Source organism: Arthrobacter sp. StoSoilA2 (genome assembly GCF_019977195.1).
GTDB lineage: Bacteria > Actinomycetota > Actinomycetes > Actinomycetales > Micrococcaceae > Arthrobacter.
Genome location: NZ_AP024643.1, coordinates 3161441 through 3186655, shown reverse-complemented (window position 1 = coordinate 3186655; position 25215 = coordinate 3161441). Strand labels below are relative to the sequence as shown.

The 25215-nt window shown below is 62.2% G+C and carries 20 protein-coding genes and 1 tRNA gene; 12 read left to right on the top strand and 9 right to left on the bottom strand.

All coding sequences use genetic code 11. The features are described from left to right. The first annotated feature begins 28 nt into the window (after positions 1 to 28). Positions 29 to 718, top strand: coding sequence for an MBL fold metallo-hydrolase (locus tag LDN82_RS14475; RefSeq protein ID WP_224164704.1), 690 nt, complete (start codon positions 29 to 31; stop codon positions 716 to 718). Here LDN82_RS14475 and LDN82_RS14470 read toward each other — a convergent pair. Next, positions 715 to 1797 carry a PLP-dependent cysteine synthase family protein gene (locus tag LDN82_RS14470; RefSeq protein ID WP_224164702.1) on the bottom strand — a complete coding sequence of 361 codons (1083 nt, stop codon included), beginning with the start codon at positions 1795 to 1797 and terminating at the stop codon, positions 715 to 717. The genes LDN82_RS14475 and LDN82_RS14470 overlap by 4 nt on opposite strands. A gap of 97 nt (positions 1798 to 1894) precedes the next feature. Between LDN82_RS14470 and LDN82_RS14465 the strand changes: the two genes are divergently transcribed. Genes LDN82_RS14465 through LDN82_RS14455 form a run of 3 tightly spaced genes read left to right on the top strand, consistent with a single transcriptional unit; the run spans position 1895 to position 4418 of the window. Beyond that, complete coding sequence (locus tag LDN82_RS14465; protein ID WP_224164700.1) at positions 1895 to 2824, top strand: sulfurtransferase; 930 nt, start codon at positions 1895 to 1897, stop codon at positions 2822 to 2824. Continuing rightward, positions 2821 to 3993, top strand: a complete 1173-nt coding sequence (locus LDN82_RS14460; RefSeq protein WP_224164698.1) for an NAD(P)-dependent alcohol dehydrogenase — start codon at positions 2821 to 2823, stop codon at positions 3991 to 3993. The genes LDN82_RS14465 and LDN82_RS14460 overlap by 4 nt, the downstream gene beginning before the upstream one ends. Continuing rightward, positions 3990 to 4418: an HIT family protein gene (locus tag LDN82_RS14455; protein ID WP_224088005.1), complete on the top strand. Its 429-nt coding sequence runs from the start codon at positions 3990 to 3992 to the stop codon at positions 4416 to 4418. Before LDN82_RS14460 ends, LDN82_RS14455 begins: the two co-directional genes overlap by 4 nt. Positions 4419 to 4481: 63 nt before the next feature. Here the strand turns inward: LDN82_RS14455 and hrpA are convergent, their stop codons facing one another. Together hrpA and LDN82_RS14445 are read right to left on the bottom strand one after the other, a co-directional pair. After that, the gene (hrpA, locus tag LDN82_RS14450; protein ID WP_224164697.1) at positions 4482 to 8489 is read right to left on the bottom strand and encodes an ATP-dependent RNA helicase HrpA; all 4008 of its coding nucleotides are present in this window, start codon (positions 8487 to 8489) and stop codon (positions 4482 to 4484) included. 212 nt (positions 8490 to 8701) lie between these two features. Further along, a complete protein-coding gene (locus LDN82_RS14445) occupies positions 8702 to 8872 on the bottom strand; it encodes a hypothetical protein (protein WP_223946385.1) in 171 nt (56 codons plus the stop codon). Between the two features lie 81 nt (positions 8873 to 8953). On the opposite strand from LDN82_RS14445, the gene LDN82_RS14440 reads away from it, so the two are divergent. Beyond that, entirely contained in the window at positions 8954 to 9922 is a 969-nt protein-coding gene (locus LDN82_RS14440) for a helix-turn-helix domain-containing protein (protein ID WP_224164696.1), read from the top strand. On the opposite strand, the gene LDN82_RS14435 is transcribed toward LDN82_RS14440, so the two are convergent. From LDN82_RS14435 to LDN82_RS14410, 6 genes are all read right to left on the bottom strand, one after another. Next, positions 9919 to 10230 (bottom strand): protealysin inhibitor emfourin, encoded by a 312-nt coding sequence (locus LDN82_RS14435; protein ID WP_224088002.1) that lies wholly within the window; start codon positions 10228 to 10230, stop codon positions 9919 to 9921. The two genes, LDN82_RS14440 and LDN82_RS14435, sit on opposite strands and share 4 nt — an antisense overlap. A gap of 84 nt (positions 10231 to 10314) precedes the next feature. Next, a complete protein-coding gene (locus LDN82_RS14430; protein ID WP_224167543.1) occupies positions 10315 to 11331 on the bottom strand; it encodes a M4 family metallopeptidase in 1017 nt (338 codons plus the stop codon). Positions 11332 to 11556: 225 nt separating this feature from the next. Then, positions 11557 to 11629 (bottom strand) — tRNA-Arg (locus LDN82_RS14425). Positions 11630 to 11750: 121 nt separating this feature from the next. Beyond that, complete coding sequence (locus LDN82_RS14420) at positions 11751 to 13253, bottom strand: oxidoreductase (protein ID WP_224164694.1); 1503 nt, start codon at positions 13251 to 13253, stop codon at positions 11751 to 11753. Continuing rightward, positions 13250 to 14122 carry an FAD:protein FMN transferase gene (locus LDN82_RS14415; protein ID WP_224164693.1) on the bottom strand — a complete coding sequence of 291 codons (873 nt, stop codon included), beginning with the start codon at positions 14120 to 14122 and terminating at the stop codon, positions 13250 to 13252. Before LDN82_RS14415 ends, LDN82_RS14420 begins: the two co-directional genes overlap by 4 nt. Positions 14123 to 14127: 5 nt before the next feature. Then, a complete protein-coding gene (locus LDN82_RS14410) occupies positions 14128 to 14604 on the bottom strand; it encodes a hypothetical protein (RefSeq protein ID WP_224087999.1) in 477 nt (158 codons plus the stop codon). 230 nt (positions 14605 to 14834) lie between these two features. Between LDN82_RS14410 and argS the strand changes: the two genes are divergently transcribed. The 7 genes from argS (at position 14835) to prfA (ending at position 25182) form a co-directional block, all read left to right on the top strand. After that, positions 14835 to 16484 (top strand): arginine--tRNA ligase, encoded by a 1650-nt coding sequence (argS, locus tag LDN82_RS14405; RefSeq protein WP_224087998.1) that lies wholly within the window; start codon positions 14835 to 14837, stop codon positions 16482 to 16484. Between the two features lie 4 nt (positions 16485 to 16488). Beyond that, positions 16489 to 17973, top strand: coding sequence for a diaminopimelate decarboxylase (gene lysA / locus LDN82_RS14400; RefSeq protein ID WP_224164691.1), 1485 nt, complete (start codon positions 16489 to 16491; stop codon positions 17971 to 17973). Further along, the gene (locus LDN82_RS14395) at positions 17966 to 19282 is read left to right on the top strand and encodes a homoserine dehydrogenase (protein ID WP_224164690.1); all 1317 of its coding nucleotides are present in this window, start codon (positions 17966 to 17968) and stop codon (positions 19280 to 19282) included. Before lysA ends, LDN82_RS14395 begins: the two co-directional genes overlap by 8 nt. After that, a complete protein-coding gene (gene thrC / locus LDN82_RS14390) occupies positions 19283 to 20386 on the top strand; it encodes a threonine synthase (RefSeq protein ID WP_224164688.1) in 1104 nt (367 codons plus the stop codon). A gap of 2 nt (positions 20387 to 20388) precedes the next feature. After that, entirely contained in the window at positions 20389 to 21363 is a 975-nt protein-coding gene (gene thrB, locus LDN82_RS14385; RefSeq protein WP_224164686.1) for a homoserine kinase, read from the top strand. 307 nt (positions 21364 to 21670) lie between these two features. Beyond that, positions 21671 to 23851, top strand: coding sequence for a transcription termination factor Rho (rho, locus tag LDN82_RS14380; RefSeq protein ID WP_224164685.1), 2181 nt, complete (start codon positions 21671 to 21673; stop codon positions 23849 to 23851). Positions 23852 to 24108: 257 nt separating this feature from the next. Next, the gene (prfA, locus tag LDN82_RS14375) at positions 24109 to 25182 is read left to right on the top strand and encodes a peptide chain release factor 1 (RefSeq protein WP_224164684.1); all 1074 of its coding nucleotides are present in this window, start codon (positions 24109 to 24111) and stop codon (positions 25180 to 25182) included. The last annotated feature ends 33 nt before the right edge of the window (positions 25183 to 25215 follow it).

Here is a 25215-nt window from a genome sequence, read left to right as displayed (position 1 = left end):
TGTCGGCGGCCGCCCCTAGGCTGTCACCATGAAGCTCACCAAGTTCACGCATGCCTGTATCCGGCTGGAGAAGGACCGGCGGGTCCTGGTCATCGATCCCGGCACGTTCTCCGAGTCCGAAGAAGCGTTGGCAGGTGCGCACGCTGTCCTTGTAACGCATGAGCACAACGACCATATTGATCGGCCGGCCGTGCTGGCGGCCCTGCGCAGCAACTCTTCGCTTGAGGTCTATGCGCCGGCAGGTGTTGCAAAGTCCCTTACTGAGGCCGCAGAGGGCGACGCAACTGGATCCGACGCTGGATCGGACACCGTGGCCAAGCGGATCCATATCGTCGAACCGGGATCCGGTTTCGAGGCTGCGGGGTTCCAGGTGCGAACCTTCGGTGGCCAGCATGCCGTCATCCATGCCCAGATTCCCGTGGTGTCCAACATCGGTTACCTGGTGGACGGGAACGTCTTCCACCCGGGTGACTCATTCGTGGTTCCGGACGGAATCAACGTCCAGACGCTCCTGGTGCCCATCCACGCGCCATGGTCCAAAGTGGGGGAAGTGGTGGACTTTGTCATCTCGGTGCGCGCGCCCAAAGCGTTCCCCGTCCATGATGGCCTGCTTAACGAGCTGGGCCGGGGGATCGTGGAAGGCCACGTCACCCGCATCGGTGCCCGCTACGGAACCGCCTACACGCGACTCGCACCCCTGGAGTCAGTAGAGGTTTAGCCGGTCCACGTCCCGGTTTCGTGGAAGTGGTCAAGGACCGATTCGTACGGCGCGGGGTCCAGCCCTTTGCTGGCCAGCCAAGCGGCGTCGTTATAGCTGCCCGCATAGCGATCGCCGCCGTCGCACATGAGCGAGACGATGCTTCCCTTCCGCCCTTCCGAGACCATCCGGGCCACGAGTTGCCAGACGCCCCAAAGATTGGTTCCCGTGGAGGGTCCTGCATGCAATCCAGTGAGCTTACGCAGGTGCCGCATGGCTGCCACAGAGGCTGCGTCCGGGACCTGGATCATGTGATCGATGACAGCCGGGACGAAGCTCGGCTCCGCGCGGGGACGGCCTATGCCTTCGATCCGGGACGGCAATCCCGTGGCGGCGGCAGCATTCCCATCCCGCCAGGCCGGGTAAAAAGCAGAGTTCTCCGGGTCCACCACGGCAAGGCAGGTGCTGTGCCTGTTGTATCGCAGGTATCGACCTATGGTTGCGCTTGTGCCGCCGGTTCCTGCGCCCACCACAATCCACTCGGGAACCGGATGCTCTTCGAGGGAGAGCTGCTGGAAGATTGATTCGGCGATGTTGTTGTTGCCCCTCCAGTCCGTGGCGCGCTCGGCGAAGGTGAATTGGTCCATGTAGTAGCCGCCGGACGTTTTCGCTGTCTCCTCCGCCACGGCGTATACCTCTGAAGCGTGGTCCACAAGGAGGCAGGCGCCCCCGAATTCCTCGATGAGGGCGATCTTTTCCGGGCTGGTGGTCTTGGTCATGACAGCGATGAACGGCAGGCCAATGAGCCTGGCGAAGTACGCTTCGGAGACCGCCGTGCTGCCACTGGAGGCTTCCACGATAGTGGTGCCCTCCGTGATCCAGCCATTAACCAGGCCGTAGAGGAACAGAGAACGGGCCAGGCGATGTTTGAGGCTGCCTGATCGGTGTGTCGACTCATCCTTGAGGTAGAGCTGGACTCCCCAATGTTCGGGCAGTGGGACTGCGTAGAGGTGCGTATCTGCCGAACGATTGTTCTCAGCTTCGATCTTGCGGATGGCCTCGCTGGCCCAAACCCTGTCCTGAATGCACGAATTGCTCACCGGACAAGCGTACCGGCGGGGTATGGAAGGCAAGACTAGGCTGGAAGGGTGGCATGGGTAGCAGAGCACCCACGCAGGCTTAGCTGAAGGAGAGCAGATGACCATTCTGATGGAAGCGTCCGAAGTACACCGGCGGCTCGCGGCGGGGGAGCACACCGTGCTCCTGGACGTGCGTTGGGTCCTGGGCAGGACGGATGGGCACAGCCAATACTTGGAAGGCCATCTGCCAGGAGCGGTTTTCGTGGACCTGCCCAGTGAACTCGCGGACCACGCACAGCCTGCCCTGGGGCGGCATCCCCTTCCCTCTATTGATCGCTTCCAGCTTGCCGCGCGGCGCTGGGGGATCAACGATGGCGACACCGTGGTCGCCTACGACAACAGCGGCAGTATGGCCGCTGCCCGCGCTTGGTGGATGCTGAGGAATGCAGGCGTGGAAACCGTCTACCTGCTCGACGGCGGACTGGCGGCCTGGCGCGCGGCAGGTCACCCTCTGGAGGCAGGCGAGGTGACGCCCGCCGTCGGGAATGTCACCTTGAACGACGGCAGAATGCCCACGATCACAGAGGAGGAAGCTGCGCACTGGCATGAGCAGGGCGTACTGCTTGATGCACGCGCCGGGGAACGTTACAGGGGCGAAATCGAGCCGATCGACCCCCGCGCCGGACATATTCCTGGCGCGGTCAGCGCACCGACCACCGAGAACCTCACTGCGGAAGGCAAGTTCCTCCCAGCGGAGGAACTGCGCAGGCGCTTCACTGGCTTGGGAGCCGATGGTCCGGGCAACGTCGCCGTCTATTGCGGCTCCGGCGTCACGGCTGCGCACCAGGTTGCCGCCCTGGAAATTGCCGGATACACCGCGGCGCTCTTCCCGGGGTCGTTCTCGCAATGGTCTAACAATGCCGCAAATCGCGTGGCCGTTGGCAGTGAACCGTTCGAGGACGAATATGTAGGGGACGCAGGGGATTCGCCTGGCCCGCACGGCCAAAGTGGCACGAGCACCGCTGCCCGGAGTAGCGTCGGATCATGACCCCTGGACGTCCCGTGCCCCCGCCCCTGGCGAAGCCAATTCCCGTGGAGACAGTGAAGCCTGCTTATTCGCAGTCATCGGAACCGGCAGGATCCACACTTGCGGCCGCGTTTGGCGCCACTTCCCCGGACAGTGGGTTGGTGCCGCTGACTGTCGCGCGCCGTGCGCCCAAGGAAGACGATGTGGAGATCGCGATCGATTTTTGCGGTCTTTGCCACTCGGATGTTCATGCAACGCGTGGTGAATGGCGTTTGCCGCATTATCCTCTTGTTCCAGGTCATGAAATCGTCGGCCGGGTAACGCGGGTGGGTGCTGCCGTGCAGAATTTCGCACCTGGTGACCGCGTCGGCGTTGGCTGCCTGGTGGATTCCTGTCGCGAGTGCGGGAGCTGCTTGGAGGGACTGGAGCAGTATTGCGAGCGGGGCAATGTTGGCACCTACGGAGTTGCGGACCCACGCAATGGCGGAGCAATAACGCAAGGAGGATATTCGACGTCGGTTGTGGTTGACCGTCGCTTCGTGCTGCGTATCCCTGAAGCCCTGGACGCAGCGGCAGCCGCCCCGCTCTTGTGCGCCGGGATCACCACGTATTCGCCGTTGAGGTATTTCGAGGTTGAAGAGGGGGATTCGGTGGGAGTAGTGGGGCTGGGCGGCTTGGGCCACATGGCCGTCAAGATCGCCAAGGCCATGGGCGCTGAGGTCACGGTGTTCACCACCTCTGAAGCGAAGTTCGGCGCCGCCCGGGATTTGGGAGCGGACCACGTGGTGTTATCCAAGGACGCTGAGGCCATGGCGGGTGCCAACCGCAGCATCGATGTCATCATTGACACCGTTGCCGCACCGCACGATCTCAACCCCTACTTCCGCACGCTGCGGCTTGATGGGGCGCTCTTCCAGCTTGGGCTCCCGGCCGATGACATGCCGCCCGTCAGCCCGGGGCTCCTCATACGCCGACGCCTGGCCTATGCAGGTTCACTGATTGGCGGGATCGGCGAAACCCAGGAAATGCTTGATTTCTGCGCCGCGCATGGAGTTGCCAGCGAGATTGAGGTCGTCGGGGCCGAACAACTCAATGAGGCCTATGACCGTATGGTGGCCGGCGACGTGAAGTACCGATTTGTATTGGACACCGCAACACTTCAGGAACCGTCAGAAAGGGCAGATGCATGAGCACGCTGTTCACCAGGATCATCAACGGGGAAATCCCGGGCCGTTTCGTGTGGAAGGACGAGGACGTTGTGGCCTTCCTGACAATCGCTCCGATCACGCCGGGCCACACACTGGTGGTACCTCGTGAGGAAGTGGATTCCTGGACGCATGCCAGCCCGGAGCTTTTGGCCAAGGTCATGGATGTTGCCCAGAGGATCGGGAAGGTCCAGGAAGATCTTTTCAGCGCCAAACGCGTGGGTGTCCTGATGGAAGGCTTCGAGGTGGACCACTTGCACGTGCACATCTGGCCCGCCTATTCGATGGCGGACTTTGAGGTACACAACGTGGACCACAATCCGGATCCTGCCGTCATGGATGCCACGGCTGTGAAGCTCCGTGCGGCCTTGCGGGCGGCCGGCCATGAGAGCTTCGTTCCCGAGGACTAAGCCTTCCAGACAAGTTAAACCGGCGGTGCTGAATCAGCACCGCCGGTTGTTTTTAAGCCGGACCTAAGCTGACGCCAAGGCCTGGTTAAGCGCCGTTCGGATGCGTTTCTCGGAGACGGAGTAAGCCGTGCCCAACTCGACGGCGAAGAGGCTTACGCGCAGCTCCTCGATCATCCAGCGCACGCGGGTTAATTCCGAGCCTGCCCTGCGTCCAGGGAGCAACGCGGACACGGCGTCGTCGTAGTCATCCTCCAGTGCCTGGACGATGGCCATATTCAGTCCATCGCGCTGCACGTTGCCGGGAAGCTTCTCCAGCCGCTTCTCGATCGCCTGCAGGTACCGCGGAAGCTGGCTCAGCTGCGCGTAGCCCGTCTGTGCCACAAAGCCCGGAAAGACCAACTGTTCCAGCTGGCTTTTTATGTCATTGAGGGCGCTGATGAGCGGCAGGCTGGCACTGGCCTTCAGCTGCTTCTGGATCCGGCGAGTGCTCGCCAGGATGCGTTCGACGACGGCCGTCACCGTAAATACGGTATCGATCAGCTCAGCGCGGACTACTTCATACAACGCATCGAAGGCTTCCTTATCCCACGGCAGGGCCTCCGGCGTCAGCTTGTCGATGGCAGCGAGGGCGCAGTCAGCGATCAGGGCACTGACGGAGCCGTGCGGATTTTGGCTGAAGGTCAGCTTTTCGGTATTGCTGAGGTGCTCCAGCACGTACCGGTCCGGGGCAGGGATTCGAAGAGCCAGGAGCCGGATCACCCCGCCACGCATGGCCGCTTCCTGTTCCTGGCGGGTTTGGAAGACGCGGAAGGCTACAGAGGTACCCTCATCCACGATCGCAGGGAAGCCGGTGACGGCATGGCCCTTGACTGTTCGGGTTACTTGGCGTTGCACGGTCCCGAAGTCCCATTCAGTGATGCCACTGCGTTCGGCCACCGCTCCCTGGGCGGGTTGGGCGCCGGGGTGCGTGCCAGGATGCGCATCAGGACTGCTGACGGTCCCGGCCGCGGAACCGGCGGTCTTGCCGTTTGAGGCGCCGGGCGCTCCGGCTCTTGTGCCAGCCTTGCCGGGTGCCGTCGTCGCTGGTGTAGCACCGAGCGATTCGGCGATTGCCCGACGTGTGGCCGGGGCCAGTTTTTCCTGTAGTTGGGCAAGGTCCTTGCCTTCGTCGAGGACCTTGCCCTTGCTGTCCACCACCTTAAAGCTCACGCGAAGGTGGGGAGGCACTGCTTCCCAGTTCCATGATCCCGGTGGGATGACGTGTCCGCGGAGCCGGCGAAGAACCAGTTCCAGGGAGGGCTCAAGCTCGTCAGTGGCGGGATCGAAGTCTCTTTCCAAGGCCTCCGTAGCCTGCCGGGCGACGTCAGGGGCAGGCACAAAGTTCTTCCGAACCTGCTTGGGGAGGGATTTGATAAGCGCCGTGATCAGTTCTACGCGTTGTCCCGGGATCTGCCACCGGAACGGTGCGTCGTCGAGTTGGTTCAGGAACAACACCGGAACTTCGGCGGTGACACCGTCCGAAGGATTCGGAGCAGACCCAGGAGCCACAGGATGGAACTCGTAGCTAAGTGGAAGTTCGAAGCCCTTGTGCAGCCACGTTTTGGGGTAGGCGGAATCATCGAGGGCCTCGGCGTCCTCGCTCATCAACAGCGACTGGTCGAAGTCCAGCAGCCCAGGATCTGCTTGGCGTGCCTCCTTCCACCACTTATCGAAATGCCGTTCGGACACGACGTCCTGGCCCACTCTGGCGTCATAGAACTCGAACAGGGTTTGGTCATCCACCAGGAGGTCCCGCCGGCGCATCCTGGTTTCAAGCTCCTCGATCTCCTGCAGGAGCGCGCGGTTGCGGTGGAAGAACTTGTGATGGGTCTTCCACTCGCCTTCCACCAGCGCGTGACGGATGAAGAGTTCCCGGGACAATTCCGGATCGATGCGGCCATAGTTGACCCGACGGTTCGGGATGATGGGCACCCCGTACAGCGTGACCTTCTCGTGGGCCAAGACGGCCCCTTGCCGGGAGGACCAATGCGGCTCGCTGTAGGAGCGCTTCACGAGGTCCGGGGCTACTTGCTCCACCCACAAGGGATCGAACCTGGCAGCTACCCGTGCCCACAAGCGGCTCGTTTCCACCAACTCGGCGGCCATGACGAATGCAGGCGATTTCTTGAACAGGGCAGAACCGGGGAAAATCGCGAAGCGGCTGCCGCGGGCGCCGGCGTATTCGCGCTTGCGCTCATCAAGGAGGCCGATGTGGCTCAGCAACCCTGACAACAGGCTGATGTGGATTCCCTCATGGTTGCCTACGGGATCAGCTTCACGCCTATTGTCCAGTGTGATACCCAAGGGCTTGGCAAGTTGGCGGAGTTGCGTAAAAAGGTCCTGCCACTCGCGGACGCGAAGATAGTTGATGAATTCGTTGCGGCACAGCCGGCGAAACTGCGTTGAGGACATCTCGCGTTGCTTTTCCTGAATGTAGTTCCAAAGGTTGAGGAAACCGGTGAAGTCCGAGTTCTCATCGCGGAACCGCGCATGCTTCTCAGCAGCGAGTTGCTGCTTGTCGGTCGGCCGTTCGCGGGGATCCTGGATGGTAAGCGCTGCTGCCAGAATCATCACTTCGCGGACACAACCGCGTTTGCCGGCTTCGACAATCATGCGGCCGAGCCTCGGATCCACCGGCAGCTGGGCCAGTTTCTGCCCGACGGCGGTCAGGCCACTGCCGCTTCGACGGTTGCCGCGGGGATCCTTGGGCCCTGGGCTGCTCGAAGTTGCCGGGCTGAGGGCGCCTAGCTCGCGAAGGAGGGTGACGCCGTCGTTAATCGCGCGTGAATCAGGCGGTTCGACGAACGGGAAGTTCTCAACATCCTTGGGACCACGGGCAACGCCCATGGCCGTCATCTGCAGAATGACGGCGGCAAGGTTGGTCCGCAGGATTTCAGGGTCCGTGAACTGCGGGCGGGACTCATAGTCTTCTTCGGAGTAGAGACGGATGGCAATACCCTCGGAGACGCGTCCGCAACGCCCGGACCGCTGGTTGGCCGAGGCCTGGGACACACGTTCTATGGGGAGGCGCTGGACCTTGGTCCGGTGCGAGTACCGCGAGATGCGGGCCGTGCCGGTGTCGATCACATACTTGATGCCCGGGACAGTCAGCGAGGTTTCCGCCACGTTGGTGGCGAGGATGATGCGCCGCTTTCCACCGGGATTGAAGACCCGATGCTGCTCCTGCAGGCTCAGCCTGGCAAAGAGGGGCAGGACTTCCGTGCCTGCCAGGCGCCGGTTGCTCTGGATGCGGCCATTGATGGCCTCGGCGGCGTCGCGGATCTCGCGCTCGCCGGAGAAGAAGACAAGGATATCGCCCGGCGCTTCCTTGGCCAGTTCATCCACGGCGTCACAGACGGCATCCAGTGGGTCCCGGTCATCTTCCAGCTCGTCGTCGGAGCTGTCCTCGTCCGCACCGGCAGGTTGTGACAAGGGCCGATACCGGATCTCCACCGGGTAGGTGCGGCCGGAAACCTCGATGATGGGTGCGGGGGATTCCTCCGTGCCGAAGTGCTTGGCGAAGCGTTCAGGATCGATGGTGGCCGAGGTGATGATTATTTTCAGGTCGGGGCGCTGGGGGAGGACACGCTTCAGATAGCCCAGGATGAAGTCGATGTTGAGGCTGCGTTCGTGGGCCTCGTCAATGATGATGGTGCTGTACTTGCGCAGGAGTTTGTCCCGTTGGATCTCTGCCAGGAGGATGCCATCGGTCATGAGCTTGATCTTGGTCGATGCACTGACCTCGCCAGTGAACCGGACCTGGAAGCCAACTTCCTGGCCGATCTCGACGTCCAGCTCGGACGCGATGCGCTCTGCCACTGTCCTGGCCGCCAGACGTCGCGGCTGCGTGTGGCCGATCAGGCCTTTGTCGCCCAGGCCCAGTTCCAAGCACATCTTGGGGATCTGGGTAGTTTTGCCCGAGCCGGTTTCGCCGGCAATGATGGTCACCTGGTTTGCGGCGATCGCCGCCATCAGATCCTCGCGGCGCTCGGATACCGGCAGCTCAGCGGGGTAGGAAATATGAAGTGTCATGGCTGCTGCCAGTCTACTGTGGCTTCCTGTCAACGTCCGCTGTCGCTGTCACATGTCGGGCAGGCCCGGCTGCCGCGCCGCTGTCCTTAAAGGCCGCGGTGGAAGCGGGGCGCATAGAGACGCCCGTCGTTCGGGATCCTGGTGAATTCCCTGAAGGACGGGCGTCGGATGGACGGATCTTGGCTCGATGCTTCCAGTGGGCTGGTGGGCGGCTAGTAGATGCGGGGGTTCCAGTAGGGAGTACTTGGAGCGTCGAAGGCGCTCCAGGGTTCCTTGGAGTTGATGGGTGGGTTGTGGCCGCGTCCGTCCTTGAGAAGGGCGGTAACGGTGGCTGCGACGGCGGTGATGAGGACGATGAAGAGGATGATTCCGAAGATTTCCATGGCTTCAGTCTTCTCTTGGCGGCACCCAAGAAACAGTGGCAGAAATGCCCCATTTAGACAATTTTCTGCCACACTGGAGATATGTTGAAGTCAGTAGCCGTGATCGTTGTCCCCAACTTCTCGATCTTCGAGTTCGGTACGGCCTTTGAGGTCTTCGGAATCGATAGATCCGACCGTGGCGCAGGCGTACCTGCCTTCGACTTCAGGGTGTGCGCGCCGGAACCGGGGGACATCCGAATGAAGTCCGGCCTCTCCTTGCACGTCAACCTTGGACTGGAGGCTGCTGCTGATGCGGACCTTGTCATCATGGCGCCTTTCGGAAGGGACCAGGAGGTCCCAGAATCTGTCCTGGATGCACTGCGGGCGGCCCACGCCCGCGGCGCGTGGGTGATGTCCATCTGCTCCGGCGCATACGCCTTGGCCGGGGCCGGCCTGCTTGACGGCCGGCGCTGCACCACCCATTGGCACTACTCTCAGGATCTGGCGAGTCGATACCCCGCAGTGGTAGTGGATGAGAATGTCCTCTATGTACAGGATGGAACCATCATTACCAGCGCAGGGACCGCCGCCGGAATCGATGCCTGCCTCCATCTTGTCCGTGTAGAGCTGGGAGCAAACGTAGCTGCCGCGATTGCGCGCGACATGGTGGTCCCACCCCATCGCGACGGCGGCCAGGCCCAGTTCATAGACAGGCCTATGCCGCGCTGTGGTTCAGCGCCCATGGAGGAACTCCTGCGGTGGATGGTTGAACACCTCGACGAAGAACACAGTGTCAACGAATTGGCTGCCCGGCTGCATATGTCGCCCAGAACATTCGCACGCCGCTTCAGGGCGGAAACAGGGACAACACCCGCGGCGTGGTTGAACTCCCAGCGTGTGCTCCGCGCCCAGGAACTGCTGGAGTCCACGGAGCTCAACATCGATGAGATCGCGCGCGAAGCAGGGTTCGGGCATTCCGTTTTGCTGCGCCACCACTTCACCAAGGTGCTGGATACGAGTCCGCAGAGCTACCGGAGGGCCTTCCGCGGGCAATTGGCCGAGGCGATTTAGCGGCGGACCCCCAGACGGCCGCGGGGGCCGCGGGACTCCGAACCTTCAGCCTTGGCACACTCCACAAGTTCCTGCCAAGGCCCAGTGACTGCGCGCTCGGGTAGTGTCGCCCGCCGTTGGCCTGCCCTGATGGAGTACGTGAATCGATCTGGTTCGTCCAGAGTCCTGGCTTCGCTTTTGGCTTCGTCCCAGGGGCAAGCCTCAACGATCGGCATCCAGCGCTCTTTGTCATCATCCGACACTGCCTCCACGCTCCAGACGCGCGTCATCGCGGCTATGCCCCCGCTGCGCTGGACGGTGATTTTCATGACCGGCTACTTCTCGTTTTGACGAACTGGCGGAAAGCCAACGACGGCGGGACTGCCCGGGGCCGGACGGTCCCGCCAGCTGGTCTAAACCTTGACCTTCACAGTCTCCCACGCCTTCAGGACGGCGTCATGCTCTACTGAGCCGACGCCAAAAAGTTCTTCCGCAGTAGCCGCAGTCGCCTTGGCGAACTTGCCAAAGGTGCAGGCTGGCGGCAGGGACCCGCTGGTGAGTGTGCCGTACCAGATCTGCCCTGGCACACCCCATGCATTGCCGCCCAACTCTGCGGCAACAAGGTAGAAAGCCCTGTTGGGGATGCCCGAATTGATGTGTACTCCACCGTTGTCGGCACTGGTCCGAACGTATGTGTCCATCGAGTCAGGCTGCGGGTCCTTGCCCAGGATGTCGTCGTCGTAGGCGGTGCCCGGGGCCTTCATCGAGCGCAAGGCCGCACCTTGGACTTTGTCGGTAAAAAGACCCTCGCCGATCAGCCAGCTGGCTTGCTCCGTGGTTTCCTTCTTCAGGTACTGCTCCACGAGTACACCGAAGACATCTGACATGGACTCGTTCAGGGCACCTGCCTGGTTGCGGTAATTGAGCCCTGCCGTAAATTGCGTGACACCGTGGGCCAGTTCGTGGCCGATGACGCTCACTGACTTGGTGAAGCGTAGGAAAATCTCCCCGTCGCCATCCCCGAAGACCATCTGATTGCCATCCCAAAAGGCATTGTCGTACAGATTGCCGTAGTGAACGGTAGCGTCCAGGGCCAGGCCGGCGCCATCGACGGAATCCCGGCCGAAGATCTCTGCATAGAGTCGGTGGGTGCTGCCCAAACCGTCATAGGCCTCATCGGTAGCGGCGTCCCCAACTGGCGCAGCGCCCTCCTTGCGGACTACCCGGCCGGGCAGGTTTTCCGAGGTGTCGGCATCGTAGATGGTGCGCTTTGGCGGGCCGGGCTGTGCCGCCACTGCACTGGGCGGAGTAGAGGGTGCCGGGGCGGCACGAACAGCCTGGAGGTCCTTGATGTGCAGGAGTGATTCCTTTGCGGCCCGGGCAACAGCCCAAAGCCGTGGCTCGCTCTGGGCGGCAATCCTTCGAAGCATGTAAGGCGGAACGATTGAACAAATCACAGCAACCCCTTTTGGCTCTTGGCGACTGGCAACTGTGATCAGCCTAGGAGCGGGGGCTGACAATTTTGGCGAGTTCGCCCGGCAAGCCCTGAACTGATAGCGGCGACCCGGGTTGCGGCCCGGAGGGCGAGCTGGGCCGGGGCGTGATCTGGAACGCAAAAAATACCCCGCCAGTTGGACTGGCGGGGTATTTGTATGTGCCCTCGATAGGATTCGAACCTACGGCCTTCTGCTCCGGAGGCAGACGCTCTATCCCCTGAGCTACGAGGGCATCCGGGGTTCCCTCCGTTGCCGGTGGGACGTCCTAGAGCTTAGCAGCCACCTGGCCCCAAAAGAAAACGCGGCCATGATCTTTAGCGCCCTGCACGCTGCGGCGCTGCGGTACCCGCAGTTCAGTACCCGGCAAACGAGTCAACGTGTACGCGCCGCGCCCCTGCACCGTGCGCAGCGGCACGCAAGGAATCCACGCTCGCCGGGGAACCGGAGACATATACCTCGCGGGCCCCGATGTCCGGTACCAGCTCCTTCAGGCGCTGTGCGTCGATCCTGGAGGTTCCGGCGTCGTGCATGAAATCCGGGGGAGCAGAGCCGTCCGCGAGCCGGGCGATCACCTTTGCCCCGGACGCCTCCAATTGCTCACAGGCGGCGAGTTCATCGCGGCCTTGGGCAAGGTAGAGGACCACCGTGTCGCGGGCTGCGGCGTCGGACGCAAGGTGGGAAAGGAAAGGCGTGATGCCAATACCTGCGGCGATCAGCAGGACCGGCTTGGCGGCGTCGCGCGGGAGCAGGAAGTCTCCGCCAACCGCTGTGGCGGAAATCATGTCACCGGGCTTTAGCGCCAGCAACGTCTTCTTCGCGGTGGACAGGGGCCCGGCAGTTCCAACGCCGAAGGTCACTTCCGGAGCACCCGGGGGGCTGGTGATGCTGAAGACCCGGCGTCGGCCCTTGCCGTCGGACCCCGAATGCGGAAGGTTCAGCTCCATGAATTGCCCGGCCGCATAGCGGACAGGGCGCCGTGGCTCGAACCGGAACTCCCTGGTCCCCGGTGTCAGGGCCCGGGAACCCTTGAATGTCAGTTCCACGCGGCCCCGTTGGCCCAGGAAAAAGGCGATCAGGTTCCCCACCAGAAGCGCGAGTTCAGGCGAATTGGCCACGAAGCCCAGATTGTACGGAACCGCAAAGACAACGCCGACGACGCCGGCAAGTGCCAATTGCTGCCAACGGCGTGGGGGGAGAGTGAGGGGCTCAGTAAGCATGAAGCCGACGAAAAAAAGCAAGGGGCGCTGGGCCAACGGCTGCCACAGGGCCTGGCCGAAGGTCATGCCGCGGCCCAGCAATTCGACACAGACGATGCTGGTGGCCACCAGCAGGAAAACTGTTGCCATCAGCATTTTCCGTGTGCGGTACAGGACCGCCAGGACACCAGGAACAAGGAGCCACAACATGGCAGGCGTTGCGGCCCACCAGGTGGCTATGTTCAGTCCGGTCAAGCCCGTGATGAAAGCCCCCGCAGCCGCTGGGTTGAAAATGTGGCGCCCACGGAAAGCCAAAGCATATTTCGAAGCGCTGGCCAGGACACAAGCCAGTGCGACACCCAGCATGTCAGTGGCGACGAACGTGGGCCAGAACAGGAAGTACAGGAGCAAGCCGGTAATGAGTGAAGACTCCGAATGGGGCGTGGTCCGGAAAAGCAAGGCCAGCAGGCGGTTCGATCCATAGGTGAGCCCAAGGCACACGCACAGGTGAACCAGCATCTGCGGCAGGCCGAACGTCAGCCACCCCAGGACGTTCAGGAGCAGGCTGTAGGCCACCAGGACCCCGAGAACCCACAAAATCAGGCGGTACATGGTGAAGCGGCCCAACCAGGTGTCCAAACGCGACTTCATGGCATTCATGTGAACAGTCTCCCCTCAAAACCAGCCGAAAATGTGGCAGTCCCATTCGAAAACACCCGTAGCCAGGAAAAATCGAACTCAGCCTCAAGCGCGGCGGGTTCCACCATGAAGAGTGCCGTGGCCAAGGCATCGGCCACCATGGCGCTCGCGGCCATGGTCCAGGTGGCCACTGTCGTTTGGATGGGTTGCCCCGTGATTCCGTCCAGTACATGGTGCAGCCCGTCGCCCCACGCCCGGCGGTTGGACGCGGAGGCACAGAGGGCGGAATTGTCCAATTCCACGGTGCCGATCGCCTGCTTCGGGTTATAAGGATGCTCCAAGGCCACAGTGACGGGCAGGCTTCCGGAATGCAGCATGTCGCCGCTGCCATCCACCAGGAAGTCCAGGTAGCCAGCTGACCGGAGGACTTGGCCAAGCAGGTCCACGAGCTGTCCCTTTCCTGCGGCGCCAACATCCAATACCAGCGGAACCTTGCCCGAAACCGTGGTTCCCGACCATTCCAGGACGTCTTCCCACTTGGCAGCACCTTCAGGGGCGCCTGAAGGAACCAAGGTGTAACCGGCACTATATCCAAGACGGTTCAAGCTACTGCCGATCAGGGGTGTCATGGAGCCGCCACTGATCCGGTACAGCGCCTCGTAGACGTCGCGGAGGGCCACAGAGTGCCCGGGCAAGGAAATGCTGCCGGGACCGCGCTGCAGAGCGGACACCAGGGAGTCCTGCCTGAACCGTGAATAGGTATGGTCGTAATCCGCTACCGTCGCAAGCAGTTGGCGCTGCACTTCCGGCTCAAGCATCGACGACGACGAAATCTCCCAGTGCGTACCGATCCCCTCGAAGCTAAAGCGGCTCCAACCCGGATGCGGCATGGCTGCTACTTTGCCTGGGACTTGATCTGCTCCACGGCATCGTTGAAGCCGCCTGAGGTCAAAGAAGAACCGGCAACCTTGGAAACGTTGAGGTCGTCGATGTCTTTGCCAACGATCTGCGCCGCGATACCGCTGGCGAACTCGCCCTGGAACTTCCTGGTATTGGGGTTGGAGGGGTGGACGGTGATATTCACTGCCTCCACCTTGTCCCCGGCCAGCTTGAGCTGAACCCCAACAGTCTCCTGGCCGTTCGGCGATGTATATGTTCCATCGGCGCTGTACGTGCCGTCCTTGTACGTGGAGTCACCGTTTCCAGCCGAACCAGAGGAAGAAGGACTGGTGGTGGAAGCCTGGCCGCCATTCTGGGTAGCCGGAGTCTGGGTTGACGGGGCTTCCGTTGTGGGGGCACAGGCAGCTGCCGTCCCGATAATGGATACGCTGGCGAACCCGACGTAGAGGCTCTTGCGGAGTGGCGTAGTCATGTTCTGCTCGTTTCAACTGGACAAGATGTGATCAACATGCGGTCAACGGGATGGTGTCGGTCTGTGGATGACCCTTAAAGCCACCTCTTACGTCTTCACAACGTTGAAATCAGCGTAATGGTTCAGTCTGTGAGGGCCGCCAGCAGTTTATGTATAGGTGCTGTGTCCAAGATATCCACATAAACGAGCCTTAATTCCACGAGTTTGCGGGCCCCCGGTAGGCTGGATGGGTGACTCCCGAAGAACTCTCTGCTGCCATATCCACCTGCCTTAAGGACGCCGTCGCTGCCGGCGAAATCGCCTTGGCGGAATCCGCTGTCCCCGGAGACGTCCGGGTGGAGCGACCCAAGAACAGGGACCACGGAGACTGGGCCACCAACATTGCCCTCCAATTGGCTAAGCAGGCCGGCACGAATCCGCGCGAGTTCGCGGGAATCCTCAGCCATCGCCTCCAGGGAATCGCCGGCGTGACCGGAGTCGAAATCGCAGGTCCCGGCTTCCTGAACATCACCGTTGATGCTGCTACGGCAGGCGCGCTTGCCAAGGCAATCGTTGAGGCGGGTTCCACCTACGGGACCAACCAGGCGCTCGCAGGACATGTTGTGAACATGGAATTCGTTTCGGCCAACCCCACGGGACCCCTTCATATTGGCCACACCCGGTGGGCCGCCCTGGGCGACGCGATCGCACGCGTGCTGCGGGCCTCGGGAGCCGACGTCACCGCCGAGTACTACATCAATGACGCCGGTTCGCAGATGAACGTCTTCGCCAACTCAGTCCTTTCCCGGCTCCACGGCCGGGGCGTCCCCGAGGGCGGCTATCCCGGTGAGTACATTCGCGAACTCGGCGATGAAGTACTCAAGGCGCACCCGGATATCCGTGAACTCACAGACGAGGCTGCCCTGCCGGTCATTCGTGCTGCTGCCTACGAGGCACAGATGGCGGATATCAAAGCAACGCTGGCAGATTTCGGCGTGGAATTCGACGTCTTCTTCTCCGAGAAGGAACTGCACGACGCCGGTGCCATTGAATCTGCCGTTGCCCGGCTCCGCGAACAGGGCCACGTCTTCGACGACGGCGGCGCCGTTTGGCTGCGCACCACCGACTTCGGCGATGACAAAGACCGCGTCATGATCCGCGCCAATGGCGAACCGACATATTTCGCCGCCGATGCCGCGTACTACCTCTCCAAGAAGGACCGCGGTTTCACCGAGAAGATTTACCTTCTTGGAGCCGACCACCACGGCTATATCAATCGCCTCAAGGCGATTGCAGCGTGCGCTGGCGACGACCCCGAAGTAAACATTGAGGTCCTCATTGGACAGTTGGTGTCCGTCAACGGCGCCAAGTTGTCCAAGCGCGCGGGCAACATTATTGAGCTCAAGGACCTCATTTCCTGGTTGGGCAAGGACGCAGTGCGCTACTCCCTTGCCCGGTTCCCTGCCGACTCGCCGCTGACACTGGACCCGGAACTGCTCAAGAAGAACAGCAACGAAAACCCCGTGTTCTACGTGCAGTACGCCCATGCCCGCTCCAGGGGAACCGCGCGCAATGCCGCCGAGGCCGGGGTGGACCGGTCCGTATTCGACGCATCGCTGCTGGATCATGCCACGGAGAACGAGCTTCTCTCCTATTTGGGGAGCTACCCGTCAATCGTGGCCAAAGCAGCCGAGCTCCGCGAACCGCACCGCGTTGCCCGCCATCTTGAGGTCATCGCCGGTGCCTACCACCGCTGGTACGATGCCTGCCGTGTCTCCCCGCAGGGCGAGGAACCGGTGCTGGACGTGAACCGGACCCGTCTGTGGCTGAACGACGCCACCAGCCAGGTGCTGGCCAACGGACTCGGACTGCTAGGCGTTTCCGCGCCGGAACGGATGTAAGGCCATGACCACAAACACCGCACCAGATTCACCCCAGGCCTCTCCGCTTGCTCCTGAATGGCTGGCTGTCCCGGAGGACCTTAACGTCCTCCAGGCACCTATGTGGGCAGCCGGTGTGGAGAAGAACGACGCCGGTGAGGTCACCATTGACGGGATTTCAGTCAGCGACCTCAAGGCGCAATTTGGCACGCCACTCTTTGTGATGAGCGAATCCGACTTCCGTGCGCGTGCCCGTGCTTTCAAGGACGCCTTCGACGACGCTTTTGCTGACATCTGCGGGGGAGTGGATGTCTACTACGCGGGAAAATCCTTCCTGTGCACGGCTGTGGCACAGTGGGTAGCTGAGGAAGGCCTTCGCCTGGACACCTGTTCCGGGGGCGAACTGGCCGTTGCCGCCCGCGCCGGAATCCCTGGGGCCAATTTGGGCCTCCACGGCAACAACAAATCCGACGCGGAGATCAACCGGGCGCTGGATATGAGGGTGGGCCGCATCGTGGTGGACAGCCTCGATGAATTGGAACGCGTAGCCAAGATTGCTTCCAGCCGCGGCGAAACCGCCAAGGTCATGCTGCGCCTCACGCCAGGGGTGCACGCCCACACCCACGAATTCATCGCCACAGCGCACGAAGACCAGAAGTTTGGCCTCTCCATGGCGGAGGACTCCACCGAGGAAGCCGGCCTGTCCGCAGCTGAGGAAGCCGTTGCCGCCGCGACGTCATACCCGAGTGTGGAGCTCCTGGGGTTGCACTGCCACATCGGTTCCCAGATCTTCGAGGCGGACGGATTCGCGCTGGCCGCGGAAAAACTCCTCGGCTTTCAGGCAGCGATGCAGGCCAAATACTCCGTCGTCCTGCCTGAATTGGACCTCGGGGGCGGCTACGGTATCGCCTATACGCCAGAGGACACTCCCCGCCCTGCAGCTGAAATCGCGCAGGCGATGGCCGCCGTCGTGCGTTCAAAGTGCGCGGAACTCGGCATCGAAGCGCCCCGCGTTTCCATCGAACCCGGACGCGCGATCGTCGGGAGCACCACATTCACTTTGTATGAGGTAGGAACGCTTAAAACTGTTCGCGTGGACGTTCCGGGCACCGAAACAGGTCTTGAGAACGTTACGTATCCGCGTCGGTATGTGTCGGTGGACGGCGGAATGAGCGACAACGCCCGTCCGGTGCTTTACGACGCGGATTATTCGGCGATTTTGGCGTCCCGCGACTCCGATGCAGCTCCGCAACTGTCCCGCGTAGTGGGCAAACATTGCGAGAGCGGCGACATAGTTGTTAGAGATGTATATCTGCCCGCGGATGTGGCAGCCGGTGATTTGCTCGCAGTACCGGGTACCGGCGCATATTGCTGGGCCCTCTCCAGCAACTACAACTACCTGGCCCGGCCTGGCGTTGTCGCTGTGCGCGACGGAGCCGCCAGGCTCATTGTCCGCGGGGAAACCGAAGAAGATCTCTTGAACCGCGACATGGGAGTGGCGAATGTCTGAAGTGCGAACCCTGAAGGTGGCCCTGCTGGGCTGTGGCAATGTAGGGGCCCAGGTCGCGCGCATTCTTATTGACGACGCCGAGGCACTGGCCGCCCGCAGTGGCGCCCGCCTCGAGCTGTCCGGTATTGCCGTGCGCAACCTCGACTCGCCGCGCGACGTCGAACTGCCGCGTGAACTCTTTACCACGGACGCCGAGACCCTCGTCAAGGACGCAGACCTCGTGATCGAACTCATGGGCGGCATCGAACCCGCGCGTACGCTCATCGTCACCGCCATCCAGAATGGCGCCTGCGTTGTCACCGGCAACAAGGCACTGCTCGCGCAAGATGGCCCCACTCTCTACGAAGAGGCTGACAAGGCCGGCGTTCAGCTGTCCTACGAAGCTGCGGTTGCCGGTGCTATTCCCATCCTGCGCCCGATCCGCGACAGCCTCTCCGGCGATCGCATTACGAGGGTTCTCGGGATCGTGAACGGGACCACCAACTTCATCCTTGACCAGATGGACAGCACTGGCGCACAGTTTGCGGACGCCCTTGCCGAAGCCCAGCGGCTCGGTTATGCCGAAGCTGATCCCACTGCCGACGTCGAGGGCCATGACGCAGCGGCCAAGGCAGCGATCCTGGCATCGTTGTCCTTCCATACAAGGTTCTCCCTGGACGACGTCTACTGCGAAGGGATCACCAAGGTCAGCGCTGCGGACATCGCTTCGGCCAAGGAAGCCGGCTTCGTCATCAAGCTTTTGGCCATCGCTGAGAAAATCGAAGCCTCAGGGAACGGCAGTGGAATTTCGGTGCGCGTGCACCCCACCCTCCTGCCGCGCGAACACCCGTTGGCAGCAGTCCGTGGCGCATTCAACGCAGTCTTCATCGAAGCCGAAAACGCTGGTGAACTGATGTTCTACGGCCAGGGTGCCGGGGGGACTCCCACTGCCTCTGCTGTGTTGGGCGACCTCGTCTCCGCTGCCCGGCGGTTGGTCCTTGGCGGCCCCGGCCGCACGGAAACAACTACCGGTCATGTTCCGGCACTGTCCATTGATGCCTCCACTACGAGTTACTACATAGGTCTGGATGTAGCAGACCAGGCAGGTGTGCTGGCTCGCATCGCCCACATTTTTGCGGAGAACGGCGTATCCATCGAGATCATGCGTCAAACGATCCACCGCGATGCCGCCTCGAATGTTGAGTCGGCCGAGCTGAAAATCGTGACGCACCGTGCATCCGAAGCTGCACTCGCAGCAACCGTCGAGGCCGTCAAGGGCCTTGACGTCATCAATTCTGTGACATCCGTACTGCGGGTAGAAGGGGTCTAAGTGGCTCACCAATGGCGCGGAGTAATCCGCGAATACGCTGATCGTTTGCCTGTAACGGAAGCCACGAAGGTCATCACCCTCGGCGAGGGCGGCACCCCGCTCGTCCACGCACAGAAGCTTTCCGAGCTGACCGGCTCGCAGGTGTACCTGAAGGTCGAAGGCATGAACCCCACGGGTTCCTTCAAGGACCGGGGCATGACCATGGCTATGACGGCAGCCGTCGAAGCCGGCGCCAAGGCTGTTGTATGTGCTTCCACCGGCAACACCTCGGCCTCGGCCGCGGCTTACGCAACGGCCGCAGGCCTCAAGTGCGCTGTACTGGTCCCCGAAGGCAAGATCTCCATGGGCAAGCTCAGCCAGGCAATCGCGCACGGCGCCACGCTGCTGCAGGTGGACGGCAACTTCGACAACTGCCTGGACATCGCCCGCAAGCTGGGCGAGTCCTACCCGGTCTTCCTGGTGAACTCGGTCAACCCTGCCCGTATCCAGGGCCAGAAGACCGGTGCCTTCGAAGTTGTGGACTCCCTGGGCGATGCCCCGGATATCCACGTTCTGCCCGTGGGCAATGCCGGCAACATCACTGCCTACTGGAAGGGATACAAGGAGTACGCCGCTCCCTTCGAGACCGCCAACGGCACACTGCCGGCCGTCTCCAGCAAGACGCCCATCATGTGGGGTTTCCAGGCTGCGGGTGCAGCGCCGTTCGTTGCAGGGCACCCGATCACTGAACCAGACACCATTGCCACTGCCATCCGCATCGGCAACCCGGCATCATGGGACACTGCTATCGCCGCCCGTGACGAATCCGGTGGCCTGATTGAAGCTGTCACGGATGAGGAAATCCTGGACGCCCACCGTTGGCTCTCTTCCAAGGAAGGCGTCTTCGTTGAGCCCGGCTCGGCTGCCGGCGTGGCAGGCCTGATCAAGAAACACGCTGCTGGTGAGGTTCCGTCCGGCAAGACCATCGTCATCACCGTTACCGGCCACGGACTGAAGGACCCCCAGTGGGCCCTCCGCACGGAGGACGGCAGCGATGTCCAGCCGGTCAAGGTGTCCAACGACGTCGTAACCGTTGCCGCGGAACTGGGACTGGAAGAAAAATAAGAGTGGAACAAACGCAGCCCACCGCGACCGATCGTAGACTCGTCGCGGCAGGCCAGCGGCTGACCGTCAAGGTCCCCGGTACGAGTGCCAACCTGGGTCCCGGCTACGACAGCCTCGGCTTGGCCCTTTCAATTTATGACACCTTGACGGTGGAAACGCTCACCACCGGAGAGCTCGAGTTCGAGCTCTCCGGTGAGGGCGCCGATACCCTTCCGCGCGACTCCAGCCACTTGGTGGTGCGTGCGATCGACCTTGCCTTGGAACGTTTGGGTTTCCGGCACTCCGGGCTAAGGATCACTGCTGACAACGTCAATCCGCATGGACGCGGGCTCGGTTCCTCAGCTTCCGCAGTTGTAGCCGCCGTTACTGCCGCCAATTCCTTGGTTCCGGAAGAGGCGCAGCAGGACCTTGACTGGATCCTGCAGCTGACCAGCGAAATGGAAGGCCACCCGGACAACGTCGCCCCCGCCATTTTCGGCGGGCTGGCGCTGTCATGGCAGGACAGCGAGCAGTACAGCAGTACGCGTGCTGAGGTGGCCCAATCCGTGGTTCCCGTTGTGGCGGTTCCGGATTATGAACTCTCCACCGAAACTGCCCGCGGACTTTTGCCCGCGTCTGTGGGCCACCATGCTGCGGCGATGAACTCCGGACGTGCAGCGTTGCTGATCCACGCGTTGACCACGCAGCCGGAATTCCTGCTGCCCGGTACCGAAGACTACCTGCACCAGAGCTACCGTGCCGAAGCGATGCGGCCCAGCGCGGACCTACTTGCGGCACTGCGGACGGCCGGTCACGCTGCCGTGGTTTCCGGTGCCGGTCCTACTGTCATGGTCCTGGCCAACGGCCCCGGCGAAGCGGCAACCGTTGTCGAATTCATCGAGGCGTTTACTGCCACCAACACACCCAACGTCGGTTGGCGCGTGATGACGCTGGCTGTGGACGTTGAAGGTGCTAGAGTGGAAGTGCACCGGCGGTAAAGCCGCGGGCAGTTCCCTGATTTTGGATCTTGGCGGTTTCGCTGTTCCTTTCGTCAACTGTGCCAACGTCTGGCGGTGCCGTCTCCTTCCGGCCTGTCTCAGGTGCCGCAGAACTCTCTCTGTTCCCTGAATATTCAGTCGGCTGTCCGGGCAACTGGGTTCAGTGAAGACGATCAGTATCCGGCCCTGTTGGCCACAATCCATCAGGCACGGCCGAAATCACCGGCTGCAGATCTGAACTGCAGCCCAGAACAAATCATCGCGTCCAGCTCTCGCTCTGGACGCCGTCGAGGGGGAAGGATCCTTCGTGACAGAAACCACTGAGCTGGCTTCAGCTGTGGACACAACAACTTCTGCTGCTGAGTCGTCAACAGCAGCAACCACCAAGAGCAGCGGCCTTGCAGGCCTTAAGCTCGCCCAGCTCCAGGCTCTTGCCAGCCAGCTGGGGATCTCCGGTGGGTCCCGTATGCGTAAGGGGGACTTGGTTACTGCCATTTCCGCCCATCGTGCAGGGACTTCTACGGCCAAGGCCCCGGCCAAGGCGTCGACGAAGGCTGCCACCGCGCCCAAGGCAGCCCCGGCTGCCGAGGCCAAGGTTGCGGAGAAGAGTGCTCCTGCCGCTGAAGTGGTCACGGAAGCGCCGGCCCAGGAAGCCCCCCGTGGACGTGGACGTGGCCGTAGCCGCCGCGCCACCAGCGATGGCGTCGTTGCCGCGGCAGAGGCTGCTGCACCTGCTGAAGCGCCGGCCGCGCCGGTGTCAGAGCCCGAGGCAGCACCGGAAGGCAGCGAAGCCGCCACCGAGCGTCGCCAGCCCCGCACCCGTAACCGTCGTCGCAGCGAGACTGCTGCAGCTCCGGACGAGACTGCAGAAGCCCCGGCCGCCGAGCAGCGTCCCGAGCGCACGGAACAGCGTGCTGACCAGCGTGGCGAGCGGACCGAACAGCGCGAACAGCGCGCCGAGCGTACTGACCAGCGTGAACAGCGTGCCGAACGTACGGAACAGCGTGCCGAGCGTACTGACCAGCGTGAACAGCGTGCCGAACGTACGGAACAGCGCGAACAGGCCGACTCTGGCGATCAGTCGCGTGAACGTCGTGACTCCCGCGGCCGCCGCGAGGAAACCAACGATCTCGAAGATACGGGCAATCGCCGCAACCGCAGGAACCGCCGTGATCGCAACGATCAGAACGAGCGCAGCGACCGTCGTGGCGGTCAGGAGAGCCGGGACGGCAACACCCGCAGCGACCGCTTCCGCGACCGCAACGAACGGCGCCGCGGCCGTGCGCAGGGGCCGGATGTTGATGACATCGAGGTTACCGAAGACGACGTCCTGCTTCCCGTAGCAGGCATCCTGGACGTCCTGGAGAACTACGCATTCATCCGGACTTCCGGCTACCTCCCCGGCGCGAACGACGTCTACGTTTCGCTGGCACAGGTCAAGAAGTACAACCTCCGCAAGGGAGATGCCGTCGTTGGCGCCATCCGTGCGCCACGCGAAGGTGAAGACCGCAACCAGCAGTCGTCTCGCCAGAAGTTCAACGCCCTCGTGCGTGTTACTTCGGTCAACGGCAAGACTCCTGAAGAGCTCAAGGACCGCGTCGAGTTCGCCAAACTCGTGCCGCTGTACCCGTCCGAGCGCCTGCGCCTGGAAACCGACCCCAAGAAGATCGGTCCCCGTGTCATCGACCTCGTGGCTCCGATCGGCAAGGGCCAGCGCGGCCTGATCGTCTCCCCGCCCAAGGCCGGAAAGACGCTCATCCTGCAGTCCATTGCGAACGCGATCACCACCAACAATCCTGAGGTCCACCTCATGATGGTCTTGGTCGACGAACGTCCCGAAGAAGTCACGGACATGCAGCGCACCGTCAAGGGTGAGGTCATTGCCTCCACCTTCGACCGTCCCGCAGATGACCACACCACGGTTGCCGAGCTCTCCATCGAACGCGCCAAGCGCCTCGTTGAAATGGGCATGGATGTGGTGGTCCTCCTGGACTCCATGACCCGCCTGGGCCGCGCCTACAACCTGGCAGCACCGGCCTCCGGCCGTATCCTGTCCGGTGGTGTGGACTCCGCAGCGCTCTACCCGCCGAAGCGCTTCTTCGGTGCTGCCCGCAACATCGAAAACGGTGGCTCGCTGACCATCCTGGCAACGGCTCTGGTCGAGACCGGCTCCAAGATGGACGAGGTTATCTTCGAGGAGTTCAAGGGCACCGGCAACATGGAGCTCCGCCTGTCCCGCCAGCTGGCAGACAAGCGAATCTTCCCGGCCGTGGACGTCAACGCGTCCGGCACGCGTCGCGAAGAGAACCTGCTCTCACCGGAAGAAGTCAAGATCATGTGGAAGCTGCGCCGGGTCCTTTCAGGCCTTGAGCAGCAGCAGAGCCTTGAGCTGCTGACGAACAAGATCCGGGAGACGCAAAGCAACGTCGAGTTCCTCATGCAGGTTCAGAAGACGACGCTTGGAGCGAAGTCGGACAACGACAAATAGCTGCTCTTACCGCTCAAAATATGCCGGCCCCGCCCCTTCGCCGGGTGGCTTGCGATCTACGATCCCAAGCCACCCGGCTCCGGGAGGCCCGAAGCCACTCCCTGGCCGGCATATTTTGAGCGGTCTTTGTTTAAACGGAGATCCTTGGCTCGGCACCACGAGTGCTCAGCGCGGCGTGTGTTGGCACAGCCGACGAGGGCTGTACGTAGCCCCTCGTCGCACTTATTAGACTTGTTGAAGTCGAAAGAGGTTTGAAAATGTTTGAGTCCGTTCAGGGATTGCTTGATGAACATGCTGCTATCCAGGCGCAGTTGAGTGATCCTGCTGTTTATGCCGATCAGTCTGCTGCCCGGAAACTGGGGCGGCGTTCTGCCCAGCTCCAGGGCATTGTGGAGGCGTACAACAAGTGGCGCGGACTCAATGACGACCTCGAGGCCGCCAAGGAAATGGCTGCCGAGGATCCCGATTTCGCCGCAGAGGTGGAGGTGCTGCAGGAGCAGATTCCTGCTGCCCAGGAGAAGTTGCGCCGTTTGCTGATTCCCCGTGATCCTGACGATGCCCGCAACGTCATCCTTGAGGTCAAGGGTGGCGAAGGCGGCGACGAAGCTGCGTTGTTCGCCGGCGACCTTCTGCGTATGTACATGCGTTACGCCGAGTCCCGGGGTTGGAAGACCGAGATGATATCCGCCACGGAGTCTGACCTGGGTGGGTACAAGGACGTGTCCGTGGCCATCAAGGGCAACTCGAACGATCCCGCGGAGGGCGTCTTTGCGCGGTTGAAGTTCGAGGGCGGCGTGCACCGGGTACAGCGCGTTCCGGTTACAGAGTCGCAGGGCCGTATCCACACCTCCGCAGCCGGTGTCCTGGTGCTGCCGGAAGTGGATGAACCCGAAGAACTGGAAATCAACCAGAACGACCTCAAGATCGACGTCTACCGTTCCTCCGGTCCCGGCGGCCAGTCCGTCAACACCACCGACTCCGCAGTTCGCATCACCCACTTGCCTACGGGCATCGTGGTGGCCATGCAGAACGAAAAGTCGCAGTTGCAGAACCGCGAAGCCGGTATGCGCGTGCTTCGTGCCCGGCTACTGGCCCACCAGCAGGAACAGATCGACGCCGCCAACTCCGAACAGCGCAAGTCGCAGATCCGTACGATGGACCGCTCGGAGCGCATCCGCACCTATAACTTCCCGGAAAACCGGATCGCGGACCACCGTACCGGGTATAAGGCCTACAACCTCGACGCCGTGATGAATGGTGATCTGGAACCGGTCATCCAGTCGGCGATTGAAGCCGACGAGCAGTCGCGCCTGGACGCCCTGGGCGAATAGCAGAGCACCGCCAGCTCCCGATTTCCAGCTGTC

Bases quoted from the DNA above. Each gene is read 5' to 3' on its own strand.
- LDN82_RS14460 (WP_224164698.1), top strand. From the start codon at position 2,821: ATGACCCCTGGACGTCCCGTGCCCCCGCCCCTGGCGAAGCCAATTCCC.
- LDN82_RS14445 (WP_223946385.1), bottom strand. From the start codon at position 8,872: ATGGAAATCTTCGGAATCATCCTCTTCATCGTCCTCATCACCGCCGTC.
- LDN82_RS14455 (WP_224088005.1), top strand. From the start codon at position 3,990: ATGAGCACGCTGTTCACCAGGATCATCAACGGGGAAATCCCGGGCCGT.
- LDN82_RS14475 (WP_224164704.1), top strand. From the start codon at position 29: ATGAAGCTCACCAAGTTCACGCATGCCTGTATCCGGCTGGAGAAGGAC.
- LDN82_RS14430 (WP_224167543.1), bottom strand. From the start codon at position 11,331: ATGCTTCGAAGGATTGCCGCCCAGAGCGAGCCACGGCTTTGGGCTGTT.
- LDN82_RS14395 (WP_224164690.1), top strand. From the start codon at position 17,966: ATGTCTGAAGTGCGAACCCTGAAGGTGGCCCTGCTGGGCTGTGGCAAT.
- LDN82_RS14415 (WP_224164693.1), bottom strand. From the start codon at position 14,122: ATGCCGCATCCGGGTTGGAGCCGCTTTAGCTTCGAGGGGATCGGTACG.
- hrpA (WP_224164697.1), bottom strand. From the start codon at position 8,489: ATGACACTTCATATTTCCTACCCCGCTGAGCTGCCGGTATCCGAGCGC.
- prfA (WP_224164684.1), top strand. From the start codon at position 24,109: ATGTTTGAGTCCGTTCAGGGATTGCTTGATGAACATGCTGCTATCCAG.
- LDN82_RS14420 (WP_224164694.1), bottom strand. From the start codon at position 13,253: ATGAATGCCATGAAGTCGCGTTTGGACACCTGGTTGGGCCGCTTCACC.
- LDN82_RS14435 (WP_224088002.1), bottom strand. From the start codon at position 10,230: ATGAAAATCACCGTCCAGCGCAGCGGGGGCATAGCCGCGATGACGCGC.
- LDN82_RS14465 (WP_224164700.1), top strand. From the start codon at position 1,895: ATGACCATTCTGATGGAAGCGTCCGAAGTACACCGGCGGCTCGCGGCG.
- LDN82_RS14410 (WP_224087999.1), bottom strand. From the start codon at position 14,604: ATGACTACGCCACTCCGCAAGAGCCTCTACGTCGGGTTCGCCAGCGTA.
- LDN82_RS14440 (WP_224164696.1), top strand. From the start codon at position 8,954: ATGTTGAAGTCAGTAGCCGTGATCGTTGTCCCCAACTTCTCGATCTTC.
- lysA (WP_224164691.1), top strand. From the start codon at position 16,489: ATGACCACAAACACCGCACCAGATTCACCCCAGGCCTCTCCGCTTGCT.